Genomic DNA, 23,212 nt, shown 5'->3' on the forward strand with positions numbered 1-23,212 from the left:
AAAAATCCCGCGCCGTCTTTCGATCGGCGCGGGATTTTCTTATTAAAAAGCCACTTCAACCAGTTGAAAGGCCTAGAAAAAGCCCTTCCGCTGCCACCAGCCGGCGCGCTTCGGCTTTTCTTCGGTCTTGGCTTCCGGCTCATCGGCGACGGTCGAGGACACCACCGGCACCACCGGTGCATCGATTGCCGCGGGCTTGCGCCTGGACGGACGGGCCTTGGAAGGCTCTTCCGCAACGGGTGCAACCGCTGTCTCTTCAACAACCGCCACCGGTGTTTCGACCGGCGTTTCGGCGGCCGCTTCGGCGACGGTCGTTTCGGCCACGGCTTCGGCGGCTGCCTTCTTCGGCTTGGCTGCGCGACGCGGCTTCTTGGGTTTCTCGGTGCTCGCCACCTCTTCGCTCACCGCGGCCACCGGCACTTCCGTCACGGCAGCAACAGCCACCGGCTCGGTCGTGGCAGGCTCGCTTTCGGAGGCATCGGCTTCGGAAGCCTCGGTCGCCTCATTGGCGCTTGCCTCGGTCTCGCCTTCACCGTCTTCGCGACGGTTGCGCTTGCCGCCGCGCTTGCCGCGCCGGCGCTTCTTGCCCTGGCTGTCATCGGCGGCCTGCACCGCCTCGTCGGACGCGCTGGCAACGATCGGGGCGTCGTCGTCCTGTTCGCCGTCGTCATCGCCTGCCACGTCTGCCGCGCCGGCGAAATCGCCGGCCGGAGTGGAGGTGGATGCCCCGTCCGTCGGGGCGCCATGCTCGCGGTCGCGATCTCGCCCACCGCGCCGTCTGCGGCGCTTGCGACGCTTGCGGTCGCGGCCTTCGCCATCTTCGCTGCCGGCAGGCCGCGGCTGCTGCTGCGGCTGCTGGCGCGGCTGCTCGGCCTGGACCACGATCTCATCGTCTTCCTCGACGACGGCAATCTCGTCCTCGGGCTCTTCCGGCTCGACATAGGCCGGCAGGCTGCGCACCTCGACGAAGCCCTCGGGCTTCTCGGCCAGCGCGCCGCGGAAGATCGCGTAATGCTGCGCGCCAACCGTATCGTCGGCCTCGATGGTGATGGTCAGGCCGAAACGGCTTTCGAGTTCCACCAGCGTGCCGCGCTTGTGGTTGAGTACGTAGAGCGCGGTCGCCGCCGGCGTGCGCACGGTGATGTGGCTGCGCGAATCCTTGAGCAGGAATTCCTCGATCGCCCGCACCACCATCAGCGCGACGGACGAATCGGACCTGACATGGCCGGTGCCGCCGCAATGCGGGCAGGGCTTCATGGTCGATTCCAGCACGCTGGCGCGGATGCGCTGGCGTGACATCTCCATCAGACCGAAATGCGAGATTCGGCCGACCTGGATGCGGGCCCGGTCGTTCTTGAGGTGATCCTTCAACCGCTTCTCGACGGAGCGGTTGTTGCGGTTCTCCTCCATGTCGATGAAGTCGATGACGATCAGGCCGGCAAGATCGCGCAGCCTGAGCTGGCGGGCTACTTCCTCGGCCGCTTCCAGATTGGTGTGGAGGGCGGTGTCCTCGATCGAGTGCTCCTTGGTGGAGCGGCCCGAATTGACGTCGATGGCAACCAGGGCCTCGGTCTGGTTGATGATGATGTAGCCGCCGCTCTTCAACGTCACCTGCGGCTGCAGCATGCGGTCGAGCTGCGCCTCGATGCCGTTGCGCACGAAAATCGGCGTCGTATCGCGGAACGGCTGAACCACCTTGGCGTGGCTCGGCATCAGCATGCGCATGAAGTCCTTGGCTTCGCGGTAGCCTTCCTCGCCGGAGACAAGGATCTCGTCGATATCCTTGTTGTAGAGGTCGCGCACCGAGCGCTTGATCAGGCTGCCTTCCTCATAGACCAGGGCAGGGGCCGTCGATTGTAAGGTGAGGCTGCGGACGTTTTCCCAAAGCCGCATCAGATATTCGTAGTCGCGCTTGATCTCGGCCTTGGTGCGGCTCTCGCCGGCGGTGCGCAGGATGACGCCCATGCCTTGCGGCACTTCGAGATCGGCAACGACCTCCTTCAGGCGCTTGCGGTCGACCGCACTGGTGATCTTGCGCGAAATGCCGCCGCCGCGCGCCGTGTTCGGCATCAGCACCGAATAGCGGCCGGCAAGCGACAGATAGGTGGTGAGTGCGGCGCCCTTGTTGCCGCGCTCTTCCTTGACGACCTGAACCAGCAGGATCTGCCGGCGCTTGATCACTTCCTGGATCTTGTACTGGCGGCGCACCGGCTTGCGACGGTTGCGCACTTCTTCCAGAGCATCCTCGGCGCCGACCGATTCGACCTCGTGATCGTCGGGATGCGAGGACTGTACTTCCTCCAGCATGCCGCGATCATTGTCGCTGGATGTGGTTTCAGAGGCCTGTTCCGTCTGCGAGACAGGTTCGGAAATCACATCGCCTTCGACCGCGGCGGCGATCGATGTCGGACCACCCTCGCGGGTTTCGGTTTCGTCCTGCTCGGCGGAACCTTCATCATGGCCTGATGTATCGGCATGCCCCGAGGGATCTGAATGTTCCGATGTATCGGCTGCGTGTTCGATGATCTCGGGTGAAATCTCCTCGACAGCGATGTCGCCGATGTCGTTGCCTTCGCTTGGCTCGCCGGAGCCTTCGCCTGCCTCGCCGGTATCGCGCTTGTGCTCACCGCGCTCGCGGCTCTTGCCGCCGCGCCGGCGTCCGCGCCGTCCGCGATCGCGGCTCTGGCGGTCATCGCCGTCACCATCCTCGTCCTCTTCGTCCTCGGCTTCCTGCGCTTCGGCGCGCAGCAATGCCTGACGGTCGGCGACCGGGATCTGGTAGTAGTCGGGGTGTATTTCACTGAAGGCGAGAAAACCGTGACGGTTGCCGCCATATTCGACAAAGGCTGCCTGAAGGGAGGGTTCGACGCGCGTTACGCGGGCGAGGTAGATATTTCCTTTGAGCTGCTTCTTGTCCTGGGATTCAAAGTCGAATTCTTCGATACGGCTACCGCGTACGACGACAACGCGTGTTTCCTCCGGGTGGGAGGCGTCTATCAGCATTTTGTTGGGCATTATTTCGTTTCCCCCCGGCAGCCGTCAGCCGCAGCTGGCGGGGCAAAGCCCGCTGCTGTGTGTCTGGAGAGTGGGTGCCGGATAATTGAATGTCCGCCGGACGGTGCCCGCGTGTCATGGCGGTGCCGCCCGCTGCCATACTGGCGCGGTTTGATGCGGACCTTTCCATGATTGCGCTTGAAGCCATCGTCACCAGCGGAACCTTTTGAACCAAAGCCCGGAAACCGGACCAGCTTGTTTGCTCATACAGAGCCGGCACGGGAACAAACCCGGCCGTTTTCCTCACGCAGGTGATTCCCCCGCCACGGGAGCACACCTGCGAAATTCGTCGCAATCACCTGAAGCCTTTTCGCGTGAAGCGAAAGGAGCCGCCTTTCATCTGACCCTGTAGCAGGAAGCTGCGGAGGAGGGCGGTTCCAGGATTGCAGTGATCCACTATCGCTTTTATGATTTGGCGGGGTGGAAGGCAACCCCGATTTCCGATGCCGGCAAAAAGCAGTTCCGTAACGTAAGCTTGGGTCCGAACCCTGCGTGAAAAGGCTTGGTTAACCTTCTCTGGATACCAATCGTTAATCGAGTTCGCGGCCTAACCGGCACTTCGACGAAACGAGCGGGCGCCTGGCGCCAAACCGGGAGCGACTGGAAGAGAGATGGGACTGGCAGACTTCACAGACAAGGGATGTCGTGTTGGCAGCCGGATTCTTGCCGCTCTATGCCTGTCGCTGCTGGTGGTGATTTCCCAAGCCTTTTTCTCCGTTGCCGACGCCGCCGATGCGCCGCTGGTGGCAAAAGGCTACAAGATGGCGGGCGATGCCACCAAGATGCGCATCGTCATGGATTTCGATCGCGAGCCTGATATCAAATGGTTTCTGCTGCGCGGACCCAATCGTCTGGTCATCGATCTGGCGAACACCAGGCTGGCCATCGACGCCAAGGATTTGAAGCCGCGGGGCCTGGTCAAGGGTGTGCGGCTGGGCGCGCTCGGCGAGGGCGTTTCCCGGCTGATCGTCACCGGCAAGGGGCCGTTCGCCGTCGACAAGCTGGATGTGCTCAAGAATGAGGACGGAACCGGCTACCGCATTGCCATCGACATGTCGGCCGCCTCCGAACGGGAGTTCGACGCCGCCCTTGCCAACCAGGCGCTGACCACCGGCTCGACGGTTTCGACCGACAAGGGCGGGCGGGTTGGCACCGGACCGGTCTCCAATCCCGGCCACCGCTTCACCGTCGTCATCGATCCCGGCCATGGTGGCGTCGACGGCGGCGCCGAGGGTCTGAACGGCACCATCGAGAAGAACGTCACGCTGGCCTTCGCCACGGAGCTGCGCGACAAGCTCGCGGCCATCGGCAAATACGATGTCTTCATGACCCGTGACACCGATGAATATCTGCGTCTGGACGACCGCGTGCGCATCGCCCGCCAGCATGAGGCCGACCTGCTGATTTCGATCCATGCCGATACGATCAGCGTCAAGGGCATCCGCGGCGCCACCGTCTACACCGTCTCCGACAAGGCGTCGGATCCCGAGGCGCAGGCGCTCGCCGACCGCGAAAATCTCTCCGATCAGTTCGCCGGCATGGTCATCAAGGACGACAATAAGGAAGTGACCGATATCCTGATCGACCTGATCCGCCGTGAGACGCACACCTTCTCGATGAGTTTCGCCCACACGCTGGTCGGCCAGCTGTCGACCAGCGTCGGTCTCATCAACAATCCGCAGCGTTCCGCGGGCTTCAAGGTGCTGAAGGCGCCGGACGTGCCATCGGTTCTGGTCGAACTCGGCTATCTCTCGAATGCCAAGGACGAGGCGCAGCTGCTTAACGCGGAATGGCGCGGCAAGGCGGCACAAAGCATCACCAATGCCGTTGCACTGTTCGCATCCGCCAGGGCCGGGGTCGGAACCGGAGGTTGACATGTCTTGCGGCGCCTGCAACCAGAGGCGGCGTTGCTGTATGACAACACCCGGTGCCTTTATTTTGCGGCGGGCGGTCACGAAGTCGGGCCTTGCCGTATTTTGTCCACATGGTGGCGACATGGGTTTTCGAATACGGATTGGGACCGGCTCGAAAGCTTGCGTGGAAGGCGGCTTCGTTTAGGAAATTCCCGAACCAAGGACTGGAGCGGGTATGATTCGTCTCATTGGCTATTTTTTCGGCATCGGCACGACGCTGGCCCTTCTGGTCGCGGCGGGCGTTGCGATTTACATCAGCCATCTGTCGAAGGATCTGCCCGACTACGAGGTGCTGGCCAAATACGAGCCGCCGGTGACCACGCGCATCCATGCCTCGGATGGATCGCTGATGGCCGAATATGCGCGCGAGCGGCGCCTGTATCTGCCGATTCAGGCTATCCCGGATCGCGTCAAGGCGGCCTTCCTGTCTGCGGAAGACAAGAACTTCTACAACCACCCCGGCATCGACGTGACCGGCCTTGGCCGCGCCATCATCGTCAACCTGCAGAATTTCGGCTCGGGCAGGCGCCAGGTCGGCGCCTCGACGATCACCCAGCAGGTGGCCAAGAACTTCCTGTTGACCGCGGACCAGACCTACGAGCGCAAGATCAAGGAAATGATCCTGGCCTTCCGCATCGAGCAGGCCTATCCCAAGGATCGTATCCTCGAGCTCTACCTCAACGAAATCTTCTTCGGTTTCGGCGCCTACGGTGTCGCCGGCGCGGCGCTCACCTACTTCGACAAGTCGGTGAACGAGCTGACCGTGGCCGAGGCCGCCTACCTGGCGTCGCTGCCGAAAGGTCCCAACAACTACCATCCTTTCAAGCATGCCGATCGCGCGATCGAGCGCCGCAACTGGGTCATCGACCAGATGGTCGAGAATGGCTACGTCACGCGCGAGGAAGGCATCAAGGCCAAGGCCGAGCCGCTCGGCGTGACGCCGCGCCGGACCGGCACCTATCTGTTCGCCGGTGAATACTTCACCGAGGAGGTGCGTCGCCAGATCATCGGCCGCTACGGCGAGAACGCGCTCTACGAAGGCGGCTTGTCCGTTCGCACCACGCTTGATCCGAAAGTTCAGCTCATCGCCCGCAAGGCGATGCAGAACGGCTTGATCAAATACGATACGCTGCGCGGCTATCGCGGGCCCGTGACGTCAATCGACGTGTCCGGCGACTGGGGCGTCCCGCTGGGCGCCGTGAAGGGATTGGAGGACGTCCCTGAATGGTCGCTCGCCGTCGTGCTCGACTCCTCGGCATCAGGCCTCTCGATAGGCCTGCAGCCCGCGCGCCAGGCATCGGGCGACATCGTCAAGGAACGGGTCGAAGGCACCGTCAGCAAGGACGACATGGGCTTTGCCATGCGCCATATGGTCGACGGCAAGACGGTCAAGGCCAAGTCGCCGGCCGATGTGCTGAAACCCGGCGACGTCATCTTCGTGCAGAAGAACGAAGGCTCCGACAATGCCTACAGCCTGCGCCAGGTTCCCGAGGTGGAAGGCGGCCTGATCGCCATGGATCCGCACACCGGCCGCGTGCTGGCCATGGTTGGCGGTTTCTCCTACGCGCAGTCCGAATTCAACCGCGCCACCCAGGCGATGCGTCAGCCGGGCTCCTCGTTCAAGCCGATCGTCTATTCGGCGGCGCTCGACAATGGCTATACGCCCGCCTCGGTGATCATGGACGGACCGATCACCATACAGAGCGGCAACACGACCTGGACGCCGAAGAACTATGACGGCACCGTCGCCGGGCCGGCAACCCTGCGCTCCGGCATCGAGAAGTCGCGAAACCTGATGACGGTGCGGCTTGCCAACGACATGGGCATGAAGCTGGTCGTCGAATATGCCGAGCGCTTCGGCGTCTATGACCATCTGGCGCCGTATCTGCCGATGGCGCTGGGCTCCGGCGAGACGACCGTCATGCGCATGGTTTCGGCCTATTCGATCATGGCCAATGGCGGCAAGTCGATCAAACCGTCGCTGATCGACCGCATCCAGGACCGCTACGGCAAGACCGTGTTCAAGCAGGATGAGCGTGGCTGCGAAGGCTGCAACGCGCCTGAATGGAAGAACCAGCCGGAGCCGGAACTGGTCGACAATTCCGAGCAGGTGCTCGATCCGATGACCGCCTATCAGATCACCTCGATGATGGAAGGCGTGGTCCAGCGCGGCACCGGCGCCACCATCGGCGAACTCGGCCGCCACATTGCCGGCAAGACCGGCACCACCAACGACGAAAAGGACGCCTGGTTCATCGGTTTCACGCCGAACCTCGTGGTCGGCCTCTACATGGGCTACGACACGCCGCGCGGCCTTGGTCATGGCGCCACCGGTGGCGGTCTCGCCGCTCCGATCTTCAAGGATTTCATGCGCGTGGCGCTGGACGGCACGCCCAATGTCGACTTCAAGGTTCCGGACGGCATGAACCTGATCGCCATCAATCGCAAGACGGGTATGCGTGCCGCGTCGGGCGATCCGGGCACCATCATCGAGGCCTTCAAGCCGGGCACCGGTCCCGCCGACAGCTATTGGGTGATCGGCATGGGCGCCGACGGCTCCAACGCGTCGGGCGGCGCACTGTCGCCGCAGGCCAACCAGGCCATCCAGGACGGCGGCGGCGGGCTCTACTGACGGGCCGGATGCGGATCGCTGGGCTGGCCTTGGGGCCGGCCCATTTCGCTTTACACATGGCGGCGCCGTCCCTATGTATCCCGCCGACCGAGGCGTCACTTCAGCAACAGGACAAAACACCAGGCCATGCGCGCGGAAACGCAGAATATTGTCGACGAGATCAGGCAGGCGATAACCCTGCTGAGGAGGCATCTTTGACTGGGATCAGGCCATAAAGCGGCTTGAATACCTGAATGTGCGGGCCGAGGACGCCAGCCTCTGGAACGAACCGCTGGAAGCCCAGAAGCTGATGCGCGAGCGCCAGGGCCTCGAGGAGGGCATTGCGGCGGTCAAGGGCCTGACCCAGGCGCTGGAAGACAATATCGGCCTGATCGAGCTCGGCGAGGAAGAGGGCGACGAGGGCGTCATCGCCGAGGCCGAGGCGGCAATCCGTTCGATGCAGGGCGAGGCCAAGGCCCGACAGGTCGAAACGCTGCTGTCGGGTGAAGCCGACGCCAACGACACCTATCTCGAAATCCATGCCGGCGCCGGCGGCACCGAAAGCCAGGACTGGGCCTCGATGCTTTTGCGCATGTACACGCGCTGGGCCGAACGCCGCCGCTTCAAGGTCGAGGTGCTGGAAGTGCATGACGGCGAAGAAGCCGGCATCAAGTCCGCGACGCTGATGATCAAGGGCCACAATGCCTATGGCTGGCTGAAGACCGAATCCGGCGTCCACCGCCTGGTCCGCATTTCGCCCTATGACAGCAATGCGCGCCGGCACACCTCCTTCGCCAGCGTCTGGGTCTATCCCGTCATCGATGACACGATCGAGATCGATGTTTCCGAATCGGACGTGCGCATCGACACTTATCGCTCGTCGGGTTCGGGCGGCCAGCACGTCAACACCACCGATTCGGCCGTGCGCATCACCCATATCGCCACCGGCATCGCGGTCGCCTGCCAGGCCGAGCGTTCGCAGCACAAGAACCGGGCGAAGGCCTGGGAGATGTTGCGCTCGCGCCTCTACGAGGAAGAGCTGAAGAAGCGTGAGGCCATCGCCAACGCCACCGAAGCCTCGAAGAGCGACATCGGCTGGGGCCACCAGATCCGTTCCTACGTGTTGCAGCCCTACCAGTTGGTCAAGGATCTGCGCACCGGCGTCGAAAGCACCAGCCCGTCGAGCGTGCTCGATGGCGACCTGGACGATTTCATGGAAGCCTCGCTGTCGCAACGCATCGAAGGCGGCGCAGGCGAGGCCGTGGCGGATCTGGACTAGCACCGTCCGCCACTAGGCCACAGCACCCGCTCGCACTTTCGTGGACCAAGCGGGTCCATCACTCCCGACGACTTGGCGTGGTCATGAAGGGCACGTTTGCGGCCTTGGGCGGCCAGCAACGGGCGCAGCCTCCACGCAGCAATTTCTTGCGCCGACTCACTTTTCGGCTCACCATTTGCGGCAGGAGGAGACAAAAGCATTTATGGCCGGTCGCGGCATATCTGCTGACCATTGGCCGCTGGGAAGACACGTTCCGGGAACGGGCAAGCGAAACGCTTGAAACCTCGTTTAAAAGGAGCGTTGCCATGTTTGCTGCCAGTTCCAGATCGGCCATCGCCGTTCCGTCGGTTGGCCAGCTTGTCCTTCCCTTTTGCGCGGTGGTCGCGCTCCTGTCGGCGCCGGCGATGGCGCACGACGCCAAGCCGACCGCGGCCAAGCCGCAAGGCTGGAGTTATCCGTTCGCCTGCTGCGCGAATTACGACTGCCGCGAGGTGTCGCAGACCTCGATCAGCGAGCGTCCGGAAGGCTATGTCATCAAGGACACCGGGGAGGTGCTGGCCTACAGCGACAGACGCATCAAGGATTCGCCGGACGGCGAATACCATTGGTGCGCGCATGAGGCCGGGTTGGATGCCGGCAAGACGATCTGCCTGTTCGTGCCGCCCCCGTCCTACTGAGTTCGCTGCCTGCTGTTCAGGGCGGAGCCTGCAGGCAGTTGTCAGGATCGCTTCTTTATGGTGCCCTGCCGCGCGGGCGGCCGACAATGGAGAGGTGATGTTGATGACCATCAAGGGAAGCTGCCACTGCAAGGCGACGACATTCGAGGTTTCAGAGGCACCGGAAACGGTGACGCAATGCACCTGCTCGTTCTGCGCGAAACGCGGCTCGCTCTGGGCCTATTATACTCCGTCGCAGTTCAAGCTCATCACGCCACTGAAAAACGTCTCCTTCTATGAGTGGGGCTCGAAAACCGTGAAACATGGGTTTTGCGCCAACTGCGGCTGCGGCACGTTCACCGAGACGCCGGATTGGTCGACCGGCGAGCCGGATTTCGACAATCCGAAGATCAGCGTCAACTCGCGGCTGTTCGACGACTTCAATCTCGACAAGGTGGAAGTGGTGGTCATTGACGGCAAGAATCTCTGGTAACTGATCCTGGGAAAAGCCGTCGCGGGCGCTTTTCCCATTCCGTTTTTCGCCGCAATTCATGGTACAAGTCGCGGCAAGGGCTGATTTGGCGCCGTCGAAAAAGGCGCGACTTGGAGAGGGACCATCTATGAAGAAGACTGTGCTCGTCGTCGTGGCGACGGCTTTGCTGGTGAGCGCCTGCACCACTACCGATCCGTATACGGGCGACCAGAAGATTTCCAACACGGCCGCGGGTGCCGGTCTCGGTGCCCTTGCAGGTGCCAGCCTTGGTCTGCTTGCCGGGGGCAATGACCGCCGCAACGCGCTGATCGGCGCCGGCATCGGTGCGCTGGCCGGCGGCGCCATCGGCGCCACCATGGATCAGAACGAAGCTGAACTGCGCCGGCAGCTCGAGGGCACCGGTGTCAGCGTCACCCGCAGCGGCGACCAGATCATCCTCAACATGCCGTCGGACATCACCTTCAATGTCGATCAGGATGCGGTGAAGCCCGGCTTCTATCCGGTGCTGAACTCGGTTGCGCTGGTGCTGAAGAAATTCAAGCAGACCACGGTCGATGTTTTCGGTCATACCGATTCGACCGGCGGCGACCAGCACAATTTCGACCTGTCGCAGCGCCGCGCACTCGCGGTTGCCAACTATCTGTCCGGTCAGGGCGTCGATCAGCGCCGCTTCGCCGTCACCGGTTTCGGCAAGACGCGGCCGATCGCATCCAATGCGACGGCCGCCGGCCGCGAGCAGAACCGTCGCGTCGAGATCCAGCTGTCGCCGCTCACCTGACGATCTGTTCGGCAAGCGAATGCGAAACGGCCCCCACATGGGGGCCGGTTCTGTTTAAGCGGAAGTCCTGCGCTCTTTCGGATTGGTACGCCGGCGTATTAGCTAGTTCTAAATAACAAGTTCCCCGCAGCCGTGGAAAGGAATAGTATTGTCGCTGTTCCGGAGGGGATGAGGCGGTACTACTGGCCGCGCGATCAGCATTTTTTCCCGCCTCGGTCTTGCACGGCCAGATCAGAAATCTGGGAGGAATGCATGACAAGAACAGCCAGCCTTGGGCGCTGCGGCGTCCTCGCTTTGACAGGTCTCCTTGGCGCATGGTTGGGCGTCACTACGGCTCGGGCCGAGGACGCCAACAAGGCCGACATCGAAGCCTTGAAGAAATCTTTGGCCAAGTATGAAGACTACACCGCAGCTGTCCGCGACCTCTATCTGTCGACGGTCGGCTGCGTCTTCTACAGTGGCGAAAAGATACCGGGCTCGATGGATTACCCAAAAGGCGCCATGGGCGTCCATTTCGTCAACGTCCCAAGCGTCGGCCAGAAGCTCGACCCGATGAAGCCCAACGTGCTGATCTACGAGCCGACCAAGAAAGGCCTGAAGTTGGTCGGCGTGGAATGGCTGGTGCCGTTGACACCGGACACCAAGGAGGCTCCCACACTGTTTGGCCAGAAATTCATGGGCCCGATGGAGGGACACTACCCGCTCATCCCGAGGGAGTTCGTCCACTACGATCTTCACGCCTGGCTGTTCAGGGACAATCCGAACGGCATGTTCAGTCCGACGAATCCGAACGTGAAATGCAACAAGGCCGATTTTCCGATGCTGGAGAAGCCGACCAAGATGATGCCTGGGCCGATGTAGCGGCCGGCCAGGCCAATGCATGTCGGCGCTGAATTCGGTTGCGGTTGGTCCTGAAGAAGTTCCGCCAGACGACCGTCGACGTGTTCGGCCATACCGATTCGACGGCGGCGACCAGCACAATTTCAATCGGTCGCAGGGCCGGGTGCTGGCGGTCGCCAACTGTCTGTCCGGCCACAAAACGGCCCTTCGCGTGGGCCGTTTTTGTTGTAAGCCCACTTAAGATATTGCGTCAGCCCGCTGTCAGCGCGTCGATGAGAATGGAGCAGATACGCGAGATTGCTTCATCCGGAAGATCTGTCCAGCAAGGCAGGCCCAGTTGAGTCGCAACAAGCGCCTCGGTGGCCGGCAGTGGTACTCTGGGAAAATGTTCGAAGGCTGTGTGCCGATGCAGGCCGCCGCCCCACCATCGACGGACACCGATACCGGCTTGCGTCAGCACCATGAGCGCCCTTTCCATCGAACCCGACGGCAGGCCAACGGTAACGGTGGAGGATATCCAGCGTTCGCCGAATCCATCCTGCACGTTCAACCCGGAAGCCGAATCAAACGAGCGGCAATAGCCTCTGGCAACACGCTGGTAGGCGGCACGCGTAAGTGCCCAACCGTCCAGTGCGGCGAGGCCGACGGCCGCGCTGTACTCATTGAGCTTGCCATTCAACCCCGGCGATGCCGCCTCGCGCGAATTTGCAAAACCAAAATTGGCCCTCTTCACAATTTCGTCGATCAGAGCGCCGTCATCGGACGCGATGAAGCAACCTTCGCCAACGCCGAGTGCCTTGGTGGCATGCAGGCTGACGACTGCCGGAACCCGCGATGGCGTCAGTGAATCGAAGGCCGCGGCCGCGTCGATTGCCACGGCAAGACCGGTATCGCTCTTGAACCGATCCCAGTTCGCGGCATCCATCGGGCCACCGAATGGCATGACCGGCATGACGGCACCGACCTTGCCAGGAGCCTGACTGAGGAGTTGCATCGCCGCCTCTGGCAACAATTGCTGGGTGTCGAGGTCGACGTCGACAAGCCAGGGAACGAGCCCTGCGAGGACCGCCGCATGCGCGCTGGCGGCGAAGGTCCAGGACGGCATCATGCAGAGACTGCCGTTCGCCGGTTTCTGCGCCATCAGCGCCAGCGCCAACCCCAGCGTTGCGTTTGCCAGGCACACGACATGACCCACCGCGATCCGTGCCCTGAGAGCTTCCTGGAAGCGCTGATTTAGCGGACCGTTGTTGCTGTACCAGCGGTTCGCGTCGATCTCGCGCAGATAGGGCAGGATGTCGTCCGTCGTTGGCAGGCGCGGGCGGGCGACCGGGACATCAGGCGCTGGATCGGGATCGGCATCCCATAGTCTGCCCGTCATGAAGCTTTGCGACCGTCGGCAATCTTGGGCAGGTAAAGATCTTCATTGGCGGGCAATGGCCGCATCGTTTCGGGCTGGCTGCTGCCGATCTGGAACCAGATGCTGGTCTGCGAGATAACGTAGCAATGCCAATGCTCGATGCAAAGAAACACGAAGCTGCCGAATGGTATCGCCTCACGGCCACAGAGACGACGATTGCGGCGCCAATGCCTGACATAGGCGCTGCCAAGCGATATGGCCTGTCGCTTGGCAATCAGGGTTCCAAGAAGACGGGTGGCCGTCAGAGCGGCCGCAGCCAGTTCTGCGAGCCGGCCCATGCCGGAACGCTCTCTTCCAACCAACATCGCCTGGGCGGCCCGGCTGCGACGGAAGCCCGGCGATCCGGCATACCCGTCGACCAGGCGATCGAAATAGGCATCCGGCTCATACAGACGCCGCACCAACTTGTCGTAGCCGGCCTTGAGGACTTCGCGCGTCATGTTCTTGGGATGAAAACTGACATGAGGGTCACTGAGATCCAGCCGGCCTTCGGTCCTCAGCCGGTCGTAAAGTGGAGTCGTCGGGATCGGGCACAGGATGCTTACGGTAACCGGTGCGATGCCGCTTTGCTGAATGAACGCGAACTGCTCGTCGAAGATCGCTTCGTCATCGGCATCGAATCCAACGATGAAGCCGGCCTGAATCACCAGTCCCGCGCCGCGAATGCGTTGCAACTTCTCGATCATGGAGTCGCCGCGGACGTTTTGAACCTTCCTGGTTTCTGCCAATGACGAGGCGCGGGGCGATTCGATCCCGACAAAGACCTGGCGGAAGTTGGCCAGCCGCATCAGATCGAGCATTTCCTCATCGTCGGCCAGATTGATGCTGGCCTCGGTGGAGAAGACCAGCGGATAGTTGTTTGCCTGCTGCCAATCGATCAGGACGCGCAGCAACTCCTTGGCCTTGGCCTTGTTGCCGATAAAATTGTCGTCGACCAGGAAGCAGGTGCTGAATCCGGCTTTCACGATCGCCTCGCATTCGAGGATCATTTGCGCGGGCAACTTGAGGCGTGGGCGGCGACCGAAGATGGTTATGATGTCGCAGAATTCGCACAGGAAGGGACACCCTCGCGAGAACTGCAGCGATGCCACCATGTAGCGTCCGGATTTCAGCAGGTCGTATCGCGGCGTCGGCACGGTCTCCATGTTCGTTTTCGCGTCTTGCTCGTAACGCCGATGCACTGACTCGCCCAGGGCGAAAGCCGTCAGGAAGCGTGGCCATGTCTCCTCGGCTTCGCCGATGAAGCGCACGTCACAACGATCGACAAATTCCGGTTCCGATACCGAGACATAGGGACCGCCCACCACTGCGGTAACCGGAAGATCGCGGAGCCGATCGAGGATTTCGAACATGCGGTCACGCTGCACGATCATGCCGGTCACGCCAACGATGTCGAAGTCGCCGAGGTGCTCGAAATCGATGTCCTCGACGTTCTCGTCGACCAGGACGACATCGCAATGCTCTGGAGCAAGGGCCGCCAGTGCCGGCAAGGAGCCCGTCACGATCCAACTGCGCTTGCCGCCGGGTAGAATGGCGAGAACCTCATCGCGGGTCCAGATGGAGGGATGGAAGCGCGGATTGATGAGACAAATCCGAAGCCGGCGCGGCGAAGGGAGGTGCGAACTGCGCATCGTGTTGAGCCGATCTGACCGGAGTTACTGGGGGGCAGCGTTTCACGTCGTTGATGGCGTGGTATACAGGGCCATGTCGAACGTATACGGCAATTCCATGAGATATTACAATTGACTGATATTGGTCCGTACAGCGCGCTTGTTGCGCACTATGAGGCGTGTTTGGCGCGGCACGGAGACACATGTAAAGGAGTCGACTGGCCCGATGCCGAAGGGGCGGCGACGCGTTATCGCGTCATGGCAGAGGCGGTGCGCGAGCGCGACCCGATCGACCTGCTCGACTTCGGCTGCGGCGCTGGTCATTTCCTCGACTATTTGCGCCAGACTGATCGCAAGGTGCACTACCGGGGGCTCGATCTGTCGGCGCGGTTCGTTGACCTGTGCCGGCGCAAGTATCCCGGCGTGGCCTTTGATTGCCTGGACGTGATGCAGGACGGGGCGGCTGTGCCCGAGGCCGACTACATCATCATGAACGGTGTCTTCACGGAGCGTTGCGGCATTGCCTACGAGACGATGTTCGATGCCATGACTGGATTGCTGGCAAAAATGTTCCCGCATGCTCGCAAGGGAATGGCCTTCAACCTGATGTCGAAACACGTCGACTGGGAGCGCGAGGATCTCTTTCACGTGCCCTATGACCAGATTGGCCGCTTCGTCGCCAGTCAATTGTCGCGCCATCACCTTATCCGCGCCGACTACGGACTCTACGAATACACTGTTTACGTCTACAAGGCTGCCGCATAGCCGGACAATCCCCGGTGGACAGACCTGGATGCAAGGCAAGGGCGCGCGGGGGGCGGCATGGCGGACGTGGTGATTTTTGGGGCAGGGCAGCTCGCCGAAGTTGCCAAGGCCTATCTCGACAGATTCGGCGATGATCGCGTCGTTGGGTTCACCGTCGACGAAGCCTTCCTCACGCAAGCCGAGTTCAAGGGCCTTCCCGTGGTCGCCTGGGAAAGGCTTGAGGAGCGCTTCCCGCCTGATGCCGTCAAGCTGCTCGGTCCGCTCAGCTACCAGAATCTCAACGAGTTCCGCAAGAACAGGCACAGGGAGGGCAGGGCGCGCGGATACGCCTTTGCGCGCTTTATCCATCCCTCGACCCACAATATGGCGGAGACGGTTGGCGACAACTGCTTCATTCTGGAAAACTGCACGCTGCAGCCGTTTGTTCGCCTCGGCGAGGGTATCATCATCTGGAGCGGCAGCCATGTGGGTCATCACTCCATCATCGAGGACTTCTGCTTCGTGTCGTCGCTGGTGGGATTAGCGAGCGGTGTCCGTGTCGGTACGTGCAGCCTGATCGGCGGCCAGGTCGGTGTCGACAACGGCATCACGATCGGCGCGGGAAGCTACATCGAGTCCCGTTGCATGATCCGGCGCGATGTGCCGCCCAACAGTGTGGTTCGTCATCCCGCGGATCTGCCGAAGCCTTATTCCAGCGCCCGTATCAAGTCGATGAAGTTCCGATGATGCCCGACCGTCAGAGGAAATGGACCCGGCGGGGATTGCTGGTGTCGGTAAAGGCGGGACAAGGGTGGTGGGCCAGTCACGCACAGTCCCCAACGGTCCTTGCCCTTTCGCGCCGGCTTTGGCGCATCTATTTCGCCGGGCGCAGCAGCGGCAACCGGTCATCTATTCTGGCCGTCGATGTCGACCCGGAAGACGGCATGCGTGTGTTGGACGAGCATCTCGATCCACTCCTGGAGTGGGGCCCGCCAGGGAGTTTCGACTGCACCGGGCTGGGGCCGTCTTGTGCGCTGATGATCGGCGGGCGCGTGCATCTCTACTATTCCGGTATCTATCCCCGTCTCGACGTCCGCTCCCAGACAGCGATCGGGCTCGCTGTCAGTGATGATGGGCTGAGTTTCGAGAGAGCATTTGCCGGGCCGATCCGTAGCATCAGCCCGGCTGATCCCTATTTCGTTTCGACGCCCTTTGTCAGTGCGGTCGAGGGCGGCTATCGCATGTGGTACACCAGCGGTGTCGGCTGGACCGAGACCAAGGGTATGCTGGAGCCGGACTACGTCCTTCGCACCTGTTTTTCACCAGATGGCATGCTGTGGGAAACGGGCTCGAGCGTCGTCCTGTGCGACGATCTTGATGACGGTATCAGCCAGACGCGTCCCTGGATCACACATGAGGCTGATGGCATGCGCCTATGGTACAGCAGGCGCGGGCGGGACTTTCGCGCCAGCGGCAAAGAAGCTTACCGACTGTTTTCCCGTGGCATGGACGCCCGGAACGGAACCGTCGGTGGAGCCGAGCCTGTGATCTTCAGCAATCCGCCGGCCGCCGGCGAATTCGACAGCTCGATGCAGGCCTATTGCTGCATCATGCAGCGCCCCTCCGGCGACGTGATGTTCTACAATGGCGACAGGTTTGGCGAGGCCGGAATCGGCTGGGCAACCCGCGATTTGACCTGAGCAGGCCCGAATGACTTTCGAATTTCGAATCCCGATCCTGCCCGAACAGGAGTTTTTTTCGAACGTCAAGCTGGCCGCCTTGTCGCTAGCCAGTCTCGGCGGCGCCTATGCCGCCGCTCCCATTGTGGTCTCCGTCGGGGGGCATGCCGACTTCAGTGAAATCAGTGCCGTCAATCGATGGTCATCGACCTACCCGGTGACGTGGCGTCCCGTGCCTCACGCTGTCAGCGATCGGGGCTTTTCCTCGGGCTTCGACCGTTATGCCGAACCGCCACGCGGCGACGTCATCATCCTTGTGGACGCTGACGCCTGCCTGATGCGGCCTATCGACGGCCTTCTGCAAAGCATGCGCGACGCCGACCGTCCTAGCGTGGCCGGGCTGCCGGCGCATTTCTCGCCATTCTCGAGAAATGGCGCGGAAAATGACGCGGCGTGGCGCCGACTTCTCGGGGCATTCGGCTTCGCAGACACGCCCCTGACCTTCCGATATTCCCAGTCGCCGGATGAAGCGTTCGGTGGCTGCCCGCCGTATTTCAACTATGGTTTCGTCGTCTTCAACAAGATGGCATTCACCGCAATTCAGCCGTTGATCCGCCCGCTGACGGCGCGTGTATTGGACTATTTGAAGGATACACCCTCCATCTTCTTTTCTGCCCAGATCGCGCTGTCATTGGCGATCCTGACGGTTGAAGCCGATCCTTTGCCGCTTGGGCCGGAGTACAACTGCCCGAACTCGGACGAGATGCTGGCGAACGGGCTGCATGACGCGGCTGACATCAGGGTGCTGCATTACCTTCGCCGCGAGCAGTTCGACCGTCACAGCTTCCTGTGCGACCGCGCTGAATTCGACGCCTTCTGCAACACGTCATTCGCATCTCCGGTTCTGCAAGCCTTCCAGCGGCACGTTCGAAGCCTGCCTCATCTCTTCTATGGCGAAGGGGAAACACAGTGACGGACAAGCTCACCATTGCTGTCATGCAGCCATACTTCTTCCCCTATGCGGGTTATTTCCGCCTGATGGCCACGAGCGACATCTTCGTTGTTTTCGACGATGTCCAGTTTGCGCGCCGGGGAAGGGTGCACCGCTGCGAAATGACGCCGGGACACTGGCTGACATTGCCGGTTGCGCCGATGCCTTTCGACGCGCTGATAAAGGACCTGCGCTGGGCGAACGATGCCCGAACCACCTTGGACAAGCGGCTGGCTTTCTTCGGCCTGCCATGCCAAGCGCGGACGCTAGCGGCAGAGCAGATCAACGGCCACCTGACCGGGTCCCTTGGTGACGTGACAGATTTTCTCGAGGAAGGTCTTCGGCTAACGGCCGATGCGCTTCAGTTCAGACCGGACGTCGTACGCAGCTCCCGCCTCGGCATCGATCCTGCCTTGCGTGCACAAGCCCGCGTGATCGCCATCGTTCAGGCACTTGGCGGCCAGCGCTACATCAATGCTCCGGGCGGACGCAGCCTCTATTCACGCGATGCCTTTCAGCAAGCAGGTATAGATCTTCGATTTCTCGTGCCCTATGCAGGAAGGTTCCCGCACATCTTGCCTGCCTTGCTAGGCAACGGCCTTGCCGACCTTCGCGATGATATCCGAAAGACGTGCCAATTTGCCAAGTGATCGTTTGCCGATCGCTTGGCGGCTATTTCAGGCTTGGCCCAGTCAGACCTTGGCGACGATGCGCATGAAGGCAGGCATGTCGTCGCCGAAGCCAACGGTGGTGTCGTTGTCTTCCTGGTGGCGATGGCGGGCAGGACGGCTGTTGTCTCGCTGCGGCCTGGTGTCACCGCGTTCCGGTGCGCGCTGTTCGTTGCGATCGGAGGATTTGCGTTCGGTGTTTTCCGAACGGATCGCGTCCTTGCGTGCGCGCCGCTCGCTGATATCGGCGACGCCCGTCCCAGTCACATCGGGCTGTTCTTGCTGTGCGACCACGGTCGAGGCATCTTCCTCGCTGTGTCTGGCACGGCGTTCGCCGCCCTTCTTGCGCTCGCCTCTGTCCTTGCGATCGTCGTCCTTGCGGCCGGCGCGGCGCGGCGCGCCTTTGCCACGGCGCGGAGCGTCGTCCTCGCCGCCTTCGCTGGCCACGACCGTCGACAGGTCACCGTCATGCCATTCGATCTTGTTGCCGATCAGCCGTTCGATGGCGTCGATATATTTGGTGTCGGACTTCGTCGCGATGGTGAAGGACTTGCCGGAGCGACCGGCGCGGCCGGTACGGCCGATGCGGTGGACATAGTCCTCGGCATGGATCGGCACATCGTAATTGAAGACATGGCTGACATCGGGGATGTCGAGGCCGCGCGCGGCGACGTCCGATGCCACGAGGTAGCGCAGCTTGCCGTCACGGAAATTGGCCAGCATCTGCATGCGGGCGCGCTGGTCCATGTCGCCATGCAGGGCGCCGGCATCGAAATCATGCTTCAGCAGCGAGCGGAACAGCTCCGACACTTCGACCTTGCGGTTGCAGAAGATGATGGCGTTCTTCAACTCAGCGTCTTCGGCCTTGATGAGGTTGCGCAACGTCTCGCGCTTGTCCCAGGGCTTCGAGCCTGATTTGACCAGCCGCTGGGTGATGTTGGTGGCGGCCGACGCGGCCTTCGAAACTTCGACACGCACCGGCGCGTGCAGAAACTTTTCCGTCAGCTTGGTGATTTCCGGCGGCATGGTCGCCGAGAAGAACAGCGTCTGCCGGGTGAACGGGATCATCTCGCAGATGCGTTCGATATCGGGAATGAAGCCCATGTCGAGCATCCGGTCGGCCTCGTCGATGACGAGGATCTCGACGCCGTTGAGCAGAAGCTTGCCGCGTTCGCGATGGTCGAGCAGACGGCCAGGCGTCGCGATCAGCACGTCGGCGCCGCGCTCCAGCTTCTTGTCCTGCTCGTCGAACGACACGCCGCCGATCAGAAGCGCGATGTTGAGCTTGTGATTCTTGCCGTATTTGACGAAGTTTTCCTCGACCTGCGCGGCAAGCTCGCGCGTCGGTTCGAGAATCAGCGTGCGCGGCATACGGGCGCGGGCACGGCCCTTTTCCAGCCGGGTCAGCATCGGCAGCACGAAGGAGGCCGTCTTGCCGGTGCCGGTCTGGGCTATGCCCAGCACGTCCTTGCCGAGCAAGGCGTGCGGGATGGCACCGGCCTGGATCGGTGTCGGCTGCGTGTAGCCGGCATCGGTAACTGCGGAAAGCACCTTCGGCGACAGGCCGAGGTCTGAAAAGGTCAACGCTTCTTGAGCGATCGTGGTGTCTGAGGACAAGTGTTGTTGTCTTTGGCTGGTTCGGGGAGGCGCAACGTTATTCGTCGCGGCAAGCGCCACGCGCTTGCAAGATTGGCATTGCGATTAGGCGCAAGTCCGCGATTTGTCAACAGAAACGGGCGGGATTGGCGCGATTGTGAAGCTGTAACCTTAATCGCGATGCTTAATCCGGCCGCTTGTCTCTGCGTCGGCTCAGTAACGGAACTGCTCGGCAAGGATGCGCTCGTTCCAGGAGTGATTGGGGTCGAACAGCAAGGTTGCGGTCGCCGCCGGCGACTCCCGCACCGTTACCGAGGTCACCGCCTTGACCTCCGTGTGGTCCGCCGCGGCGTTTACCGGCCGCTTTTCCGGCTCCAGAATATCGAAGCGCACGGTCGCCTTGTTGGAGAGCAATGCGCCCCGCCAGCGGCGCGGGCGAAACGGGCTGACCGGCGTCAGTGCCAGGAGCGGCGCGTCGAGCGGCAGGATCGGGCCATGCGCTGAAAGATTGTAGGCGGTGGATCCCGCCGGCGTCGCGATCATGACGCCATCGCAGCTGAGTTCCTCGAGCCGTATCTGGTCATCGACGCTGATGCGGATCTTGGCCGTCTGGTAGGATTGGCGCCACAGCGCAACCTCGTTGATCGCCAGCGCCGAGACGGTTTCGCCTTCCGAGGTGACGGCCAGCATTTCCAGCGGCCGGATGGTTTCGGCGACCGCGGCCGCGATACGCTCGGTGAGCCCTCCGGAACGGTACTCATTCATCAGGAACCCGATGGTGCCACGGTTCATGCCGTAGACCTTCTTTCCCGTTCCCATCGTGTCGCGCAAGGTCTGCAGCAGGAAGCCGTCGCCGCCCAGGGCCACCACGACCGCGGCCTCGGCGACCGGACACTGGCCATAGCGTGCCGACAGACTTTCCAGCGCCGCCTTGGCGTCTGCTGTGTCGGACGAGACGAAGGCGATGCTGTTGGCGGCTGTGCTCATGGCTCCCCGATCGCGACCGATTGGCGCCGGCAGGTCTGGCCGCGCCCGGGCCGGGGGTAGCACGGGGCGGGCAGGTCTGCAAAGAGAGCCGTTGCGCCGGCACGCTAGGCATGCCGCGCGAGCATCGACCGAACCTGCGGATCGCGCTTCATGACAGGGCGCGAGCGATTGTGATGGTTAAGGCGGGGCTTAAAGTCTCGTAAAGGCGGAACGATCATGTTAGCCGGCATGAATGGCGTGGGGGCGCCCGCAGCACCGCTCTATCCTTCGGATGCCAAAAGGACGCTGCGGCAGTTTTGATTTGTGCGCATGCCTCCTCCGGGGACACGCACCAGCCAGACGAGGCCGACATATTGCCGGTAGCACGCCTGATCATCGTCTTTCTCATGCTGGGTAGCTTCGCGCTGGTCTTCGCCGAGCTTGTGCGCCAGTCGGAAAATATGAGCATGAGACCGCTGCCGACAGCGTCGCGCTGCGGCGATGCCGCCGGAATGCCTTGCCCGCAACGGGCACTGTAGGTCGCCGGAATACGCCACTCGTCCGTAGATACCGCCGACGCTCGGCCCATCCCTAGCGACAGTTTCATGCCTGGGCGACCGGAGCCCTGGCTGGCGCAAGTTTGATCGTTGCAATTGCGGCATCGACGAAAGCACTGGTAGAAGACGTGTCGTATCCGGATAGGACCGTGTCGTTCTGGAAAACAAGCGTTGCGGCGGGTTGACCGGCCGTGTTTCTAAAGGGGAGCGCGCATGCCGCGCAGCGTGTTGGTTTCTGGTGGCTGCGGCTTTCTTGGCTCCCATCTTGTCGATCGTCTGCTGCGGCGTGACGATCTGGAAACGCTGGTCGTCGTCGACAATCTGTGGACCGGATCGCGCGACAACATTGCCCATATCTCGGACCCGCGGCTCAGCCTGCGGATTGCCGATGCCGAAAGCTTCACGACCAGCCAGCATTTCGATGAGATCATCCATCTGGCGTCACCGGCTTCACCCGTATGGTACATGCGCGAGCCGGCGCGCACGATCAAAGCCAATATAGGCGGCGCGCTCAATCTCCTGTCGCTGCTCAGGCCCGGCGGTCGCTTCTGCTTCGCCTCGACCTCGGAGGTCTATGGCGATCCCCTGATGTCGCCGCAACCGGAGAGCTACCGGGGATCCGTGGACTGCACCGGGCCAAGGTCCTCCTATGACGAGAGCAAGCGCTGCACGGAGGCGCTGCTTTTCGAGGAGCAACGTGTCAGCGGGCTCGATGTGCGCGTCGTCAGGCTGTTCAACACCTATGGGCCGCGAACGCGCATCGATGACGGCCGCGCGGTTTCGAATTTTGTCTGCCAGGCCCTGACCACGGGAATCCTGACTGTCCATGGCGACGGCTCCCAATCGCGCAGTTGGGGGTATGTGGACGATATCGTCGACGGCCTGGAGCGTTTCTTTTGGCGCGACAGCATCACATACCGGGGACCCCTGAACATCGGCAACAATCGCGAGGTCTCGGTTCTCGGTATCGCGAAATTCGTCTGCTCGCTTGTTCAGGGCAGCCGCATCGAACACCATGCGCCAATTCCGCAGGATCCGACAAACCGCTGCCCGGACTTGACCCTGGCAAGGCAGGTTCTTCCTGGATGGGAGGCGACGACCAGCTACGAGGAAGGGATCCGGCGCACCTTCGAGTGGTACCGGCGACGGATTGTGACTAGGGACAGATCGGCGGCAAGCGCCTGAAAAGCCGAAACTCCGGGCGCTCGTACCGAGCGCGAAAGAGATACCCGTGCCGCCTGCCATCGGCTCGCAGCTTGCTGCGTTATCAGGACAACTGGGCCAACCGCGGCGATCTCTGCGAAAAGATATTGACTGTATAGTTAGTTATAATTAATCCTGCCGCAGACCACCAAGTCGG

General features: G+C 62.0%; 19 protein-coding genes. 14 read left to right on the forward strand and 5 right to left on the reverse strand.

Annotation, left to right across the window (positions count from 1 at the left end; genetic code table 11):
• Nucleotides 1-72 precede the first annotated feature (72 nt).
• Nucleotides 73-3,015, reverse strand: a complete 2,943-nt coding sequence (locus FJV83_RS32640; RefSeq protein ID WP_142884660.1) for a ribonuclease E/G — start codon at nucleotides 3,013-3,015, stop codon at nucleotides 73-75.
• Nucleotides 3,016-3,665: 650 nt separating this feature from the next.
• On the opposite strand from FJV83_RS32640, the gene FJV83_RS32645 reads away from it, so the two are divergent.
• The 7 genes from FJV83_RS32645 to FJV83_RS32675 all read left to right on the forward strand — a co-directional run bounded on the left by FJV83_RS32645 (nucleotide 3,666) and on the right by FJV83_RS32675 (nucleotide 11,645).
• The gene (locus FJV83_RS32645) at nucleotides 3,666-4,928 is read left to right on the forward strand and encodes an N-acetylmuramoyl-L-alanine amidase (RefSeq protein ID WP_095791495.1); all 1,263 of its coding nucleotides are present in this window, start codon (nucleotides 3,666-3,668) and stop codon (nucleotides 4,926-4,928) included.
• 214 nt (nucleotides 4,929-5,142) lie between these two features.
• Nucleotides 5,143-7,599, forward strand: coding sequence for a penicillin-binding protein 1A (locus FJV83_RS32650; protein WP_095770271.1), 2,457 nt, complete (start codon nucleotides 5,143-5,145; stop codon nucleotides 7,597-7,599).
• Between the two features lie 126 nt (nucleotides 7,600-7,725).
• A protein-coding gene (gene prfB, locus FJV83_RS32655) for a peptide chain release factor 2 (protein WP_140892126.1) occupies nucleotides 7,726-8,857 on the forward strand; the annotation gives its coding sequence in 2 pieces (ribosomal slippage) (nucleotides 7,726-7,791 and nucleotides 7,793-8,857; 1,131 coding nt in all).
• A 305-nt stretch (nucleotides 8,858-9,162) separates the two neighbouring features.
• Entirely contained in the window at nucleotides 9,163-9,534 is a 372-nt protein-coding gene (locus tag FJV83_RS32660; RefSeq protein ID WP_095788275.1) for a hypothetical protein, read from the forward strand.
• Between the two features lie 103 nt (nucleotides 9,535-9,637).
• On the forward strand, nucleotides 9,638-10,006 hold the full coding sequence (locus FJV83_RS32665; RefSeq protein WP_142884837.1) for a GFA family protein: 369 nt from the start codon (nucleotides 9,638-9,640) through the stop codon (nucleotides 10,004-10,006).
• Between the two features lie 127 nt (nucleotides 10,007-10,133).
• Nucleotides 10,134-10,784, forward strand: coding sequence for an OmpA family protein (locus FJV83_RS32670; RefSeq protein ID WP_095204385.1), 651 nt, complete (start codon nucleotides 10,134-10,136; stop codon nucleotides 10,782-10,784).
• A gap of 252 nt (nucleotides 10,785-11,036) precedes the next feature.
• Nucleotides 11,037-11,645, forward strand: a complete 609-nt coding sequence (locus FJV83_RS32675) for a hypothetical protein (protein WP_095770268.1) — start codon at nucleotides 11,037-11,039, stop codon at nucleotides 11,643-11,645.
• Between the two features lie 229 nt (nucleotides 11,646-11,874).
• Here FJV83_RS32675 and FJV83_RS32685 read toward each other — a convergent pair whose 3' ends face one another.
• Both FJV83_RS32685 and FJV83_RS32690 read right to left on the reverse strand, forming a co-directional pair.
• Entirely contained in the window at nucleotides 11,875-13,002 is a 1,128-nt protein-coding gene (locus FJV83_RS32685) for a DegT/DnrJ/EryC1/StrS family aminotransferase (protein ID WP_095791494.1), read from the reverse strand.
• On the reverse strand, nucleotides 12,999-14,672 hold the full coding sequence (locus tag FJV83_RS32690; protein WP_142884659.1) for a radical SAM protein: 1,674 nt from the start codon (nucleotides 14,670-14,672) through the stop codon (nucleotides 12,999-13,001). The genes FJV83_RS32685 and FJV83_RS32690 overlap by 4 nt, the downstream gene beginning before the upstream one ends.
• A 111-nt stretch (nucleotides 14,673-14,783) precedes the next feature.
• Here FJV83_RS32690 and FJV83_RS32695 point away from each other — a divergent pair, with 111 nt between their 5' ends.
• From FJV83_RS32695 to FJV83_RS32715, 5 genes are read left to right on the forward strand one after another with little or no spacing between them, the layout of a single operon-like run.
• On the forward strand, nucleotides 14,784-15,416 hold the full coding sequence (locus FJV83_RS32695; RefSeq protein ID WP_210248196.1) for a class I SAM-dependent methyltransferase: 633 nt from the start codon (nucleotides 14,784-14,786) through the stop codon (nucleotides 15,414-15,416).
• Nucleotides 15,417-15,473: 57 nt separating this feature from the next.
• Complete coding sequence (locus FJV83_RS32700) at nucleotides 15,474-16,142, forward strand: acetyltransferase (protein WP_142884658.1); 669 nt, start codon at nucleotides 15,474-15,476, stop codon at nucleotides 16,140-16,142.
• A complete protein-coding gene (locus tag FJV83_RS32705) occupies nucleotides 16,139-17,095 on the forward strand; it encodes a hypothetical protein (RefSeq protein ID WP_142884657.1) in 957 nt (318 codons plus the stop codon). The genes FJV83_RS32700 and FJV83_RS32705 overlap by 4 nt, the downstream gene beginning before the upstream one ends.
• A gap of 10 nt (nucleotides 17,096-17,105) precedes the next feature.
• Nucleotides 17,106-18,047: a hypothetical protein gene (locus FJV83_RS32710; RefSeq protein ID WP_142884656.1), complete on the forward strand. Its 942-nt coding sequence runs from the start codon at nucleotides 17,106-17,108 to the stop codon at nucleotides 18,045-18,047.
• Nucleotides 18,044-18,715, forward strand: coding sequence for a WbqC family protein (locus FJV83_RS32715; protein ID WP_142878087.1), 672 nt, complete (start codon nucleotides 18,044-18,046; stop codon nucleotides 18,713-18,715). Before FJV83_RS32710 ends, FJV83_RS32715 begins: the two co-directional genes overlap by 4 nt.
• A 42-nt stretch (nucleotides 18,716-18,757) precedes the next feature.
• Here FJV83_RS32715 and FJV83_RS32720 read toward each other — a convergent pair whose 3' ends face one another.
• Nucleotides 18,758-20,350: a DEAD/DEAH box helicase gene (locus FJV83_RS32720; protein WP_179296303.1), complete on the reverse strand. Its 1,593-nt coding sequence runs from the start codon at nucleotides 20,348-20,350 to the stop codon at nucleotides 18,758-18,760.
• 192 nt (nucleotides 20,351-20,542) lie between these two features.
• Nucleotides 20,543-21,316 carry an NAD kinase gene (locus FJV83_RS32725; protein WP_095770259.1) on the reverse strand — a complete coding sequence of 258 codons (774 nt, stop codon included), beginning with the start codon at nucleotides 21,314-21,316 and terminating at the stop codon, nucleotides 20,543-20,545.
• Nucleotides 21,317-21,669: 353 nt separating this feature from the next.
• On the opposite strand from FJV83_RS32725, the gene FJV83_RS32730 reads away from it, so the two are divergent.
• Nucleotides 21,670-21,834 carry a hypothetical protein gene (locus tag FJV83_RS32730; RefSeq protein ID WP_245317932.1) on the forward strand — a complete coding sequence of 55 codons (165 nt, stop codon included), beginning with the start codon at nucleotides 21,670-21,672 and terminating at the stop codon, nucleotides 21,832-21,834.
• Nucleotides 21,835-22,065: 231 nt separating this feature from the next.
• Nucleotides 22,066-23,037, forward strand: coding sequence for an NAD-dependent epimerase/dehydratase family protein (locus tag FJV83_RS32735; protein WP_142884655.1), 972 nt, complete (start codon nucleotides 22,066-22,068; stop codon nucleotides 23,035-23,037).
• The last annotated feature ends 175 nt before the right edge of the window (nucleotides 23,038-23,212 follow it).

This window comes from Mesorhizobium sp. WSM4307 (assembly GCF_007003945.1).
In the GTDB taxonomy this organism is placed as follows: Bacteria; Pseudomonadota; Alphaproteobacteria; order Rhizobiales; family Rhizobiaceae; genus Mesorhizobium.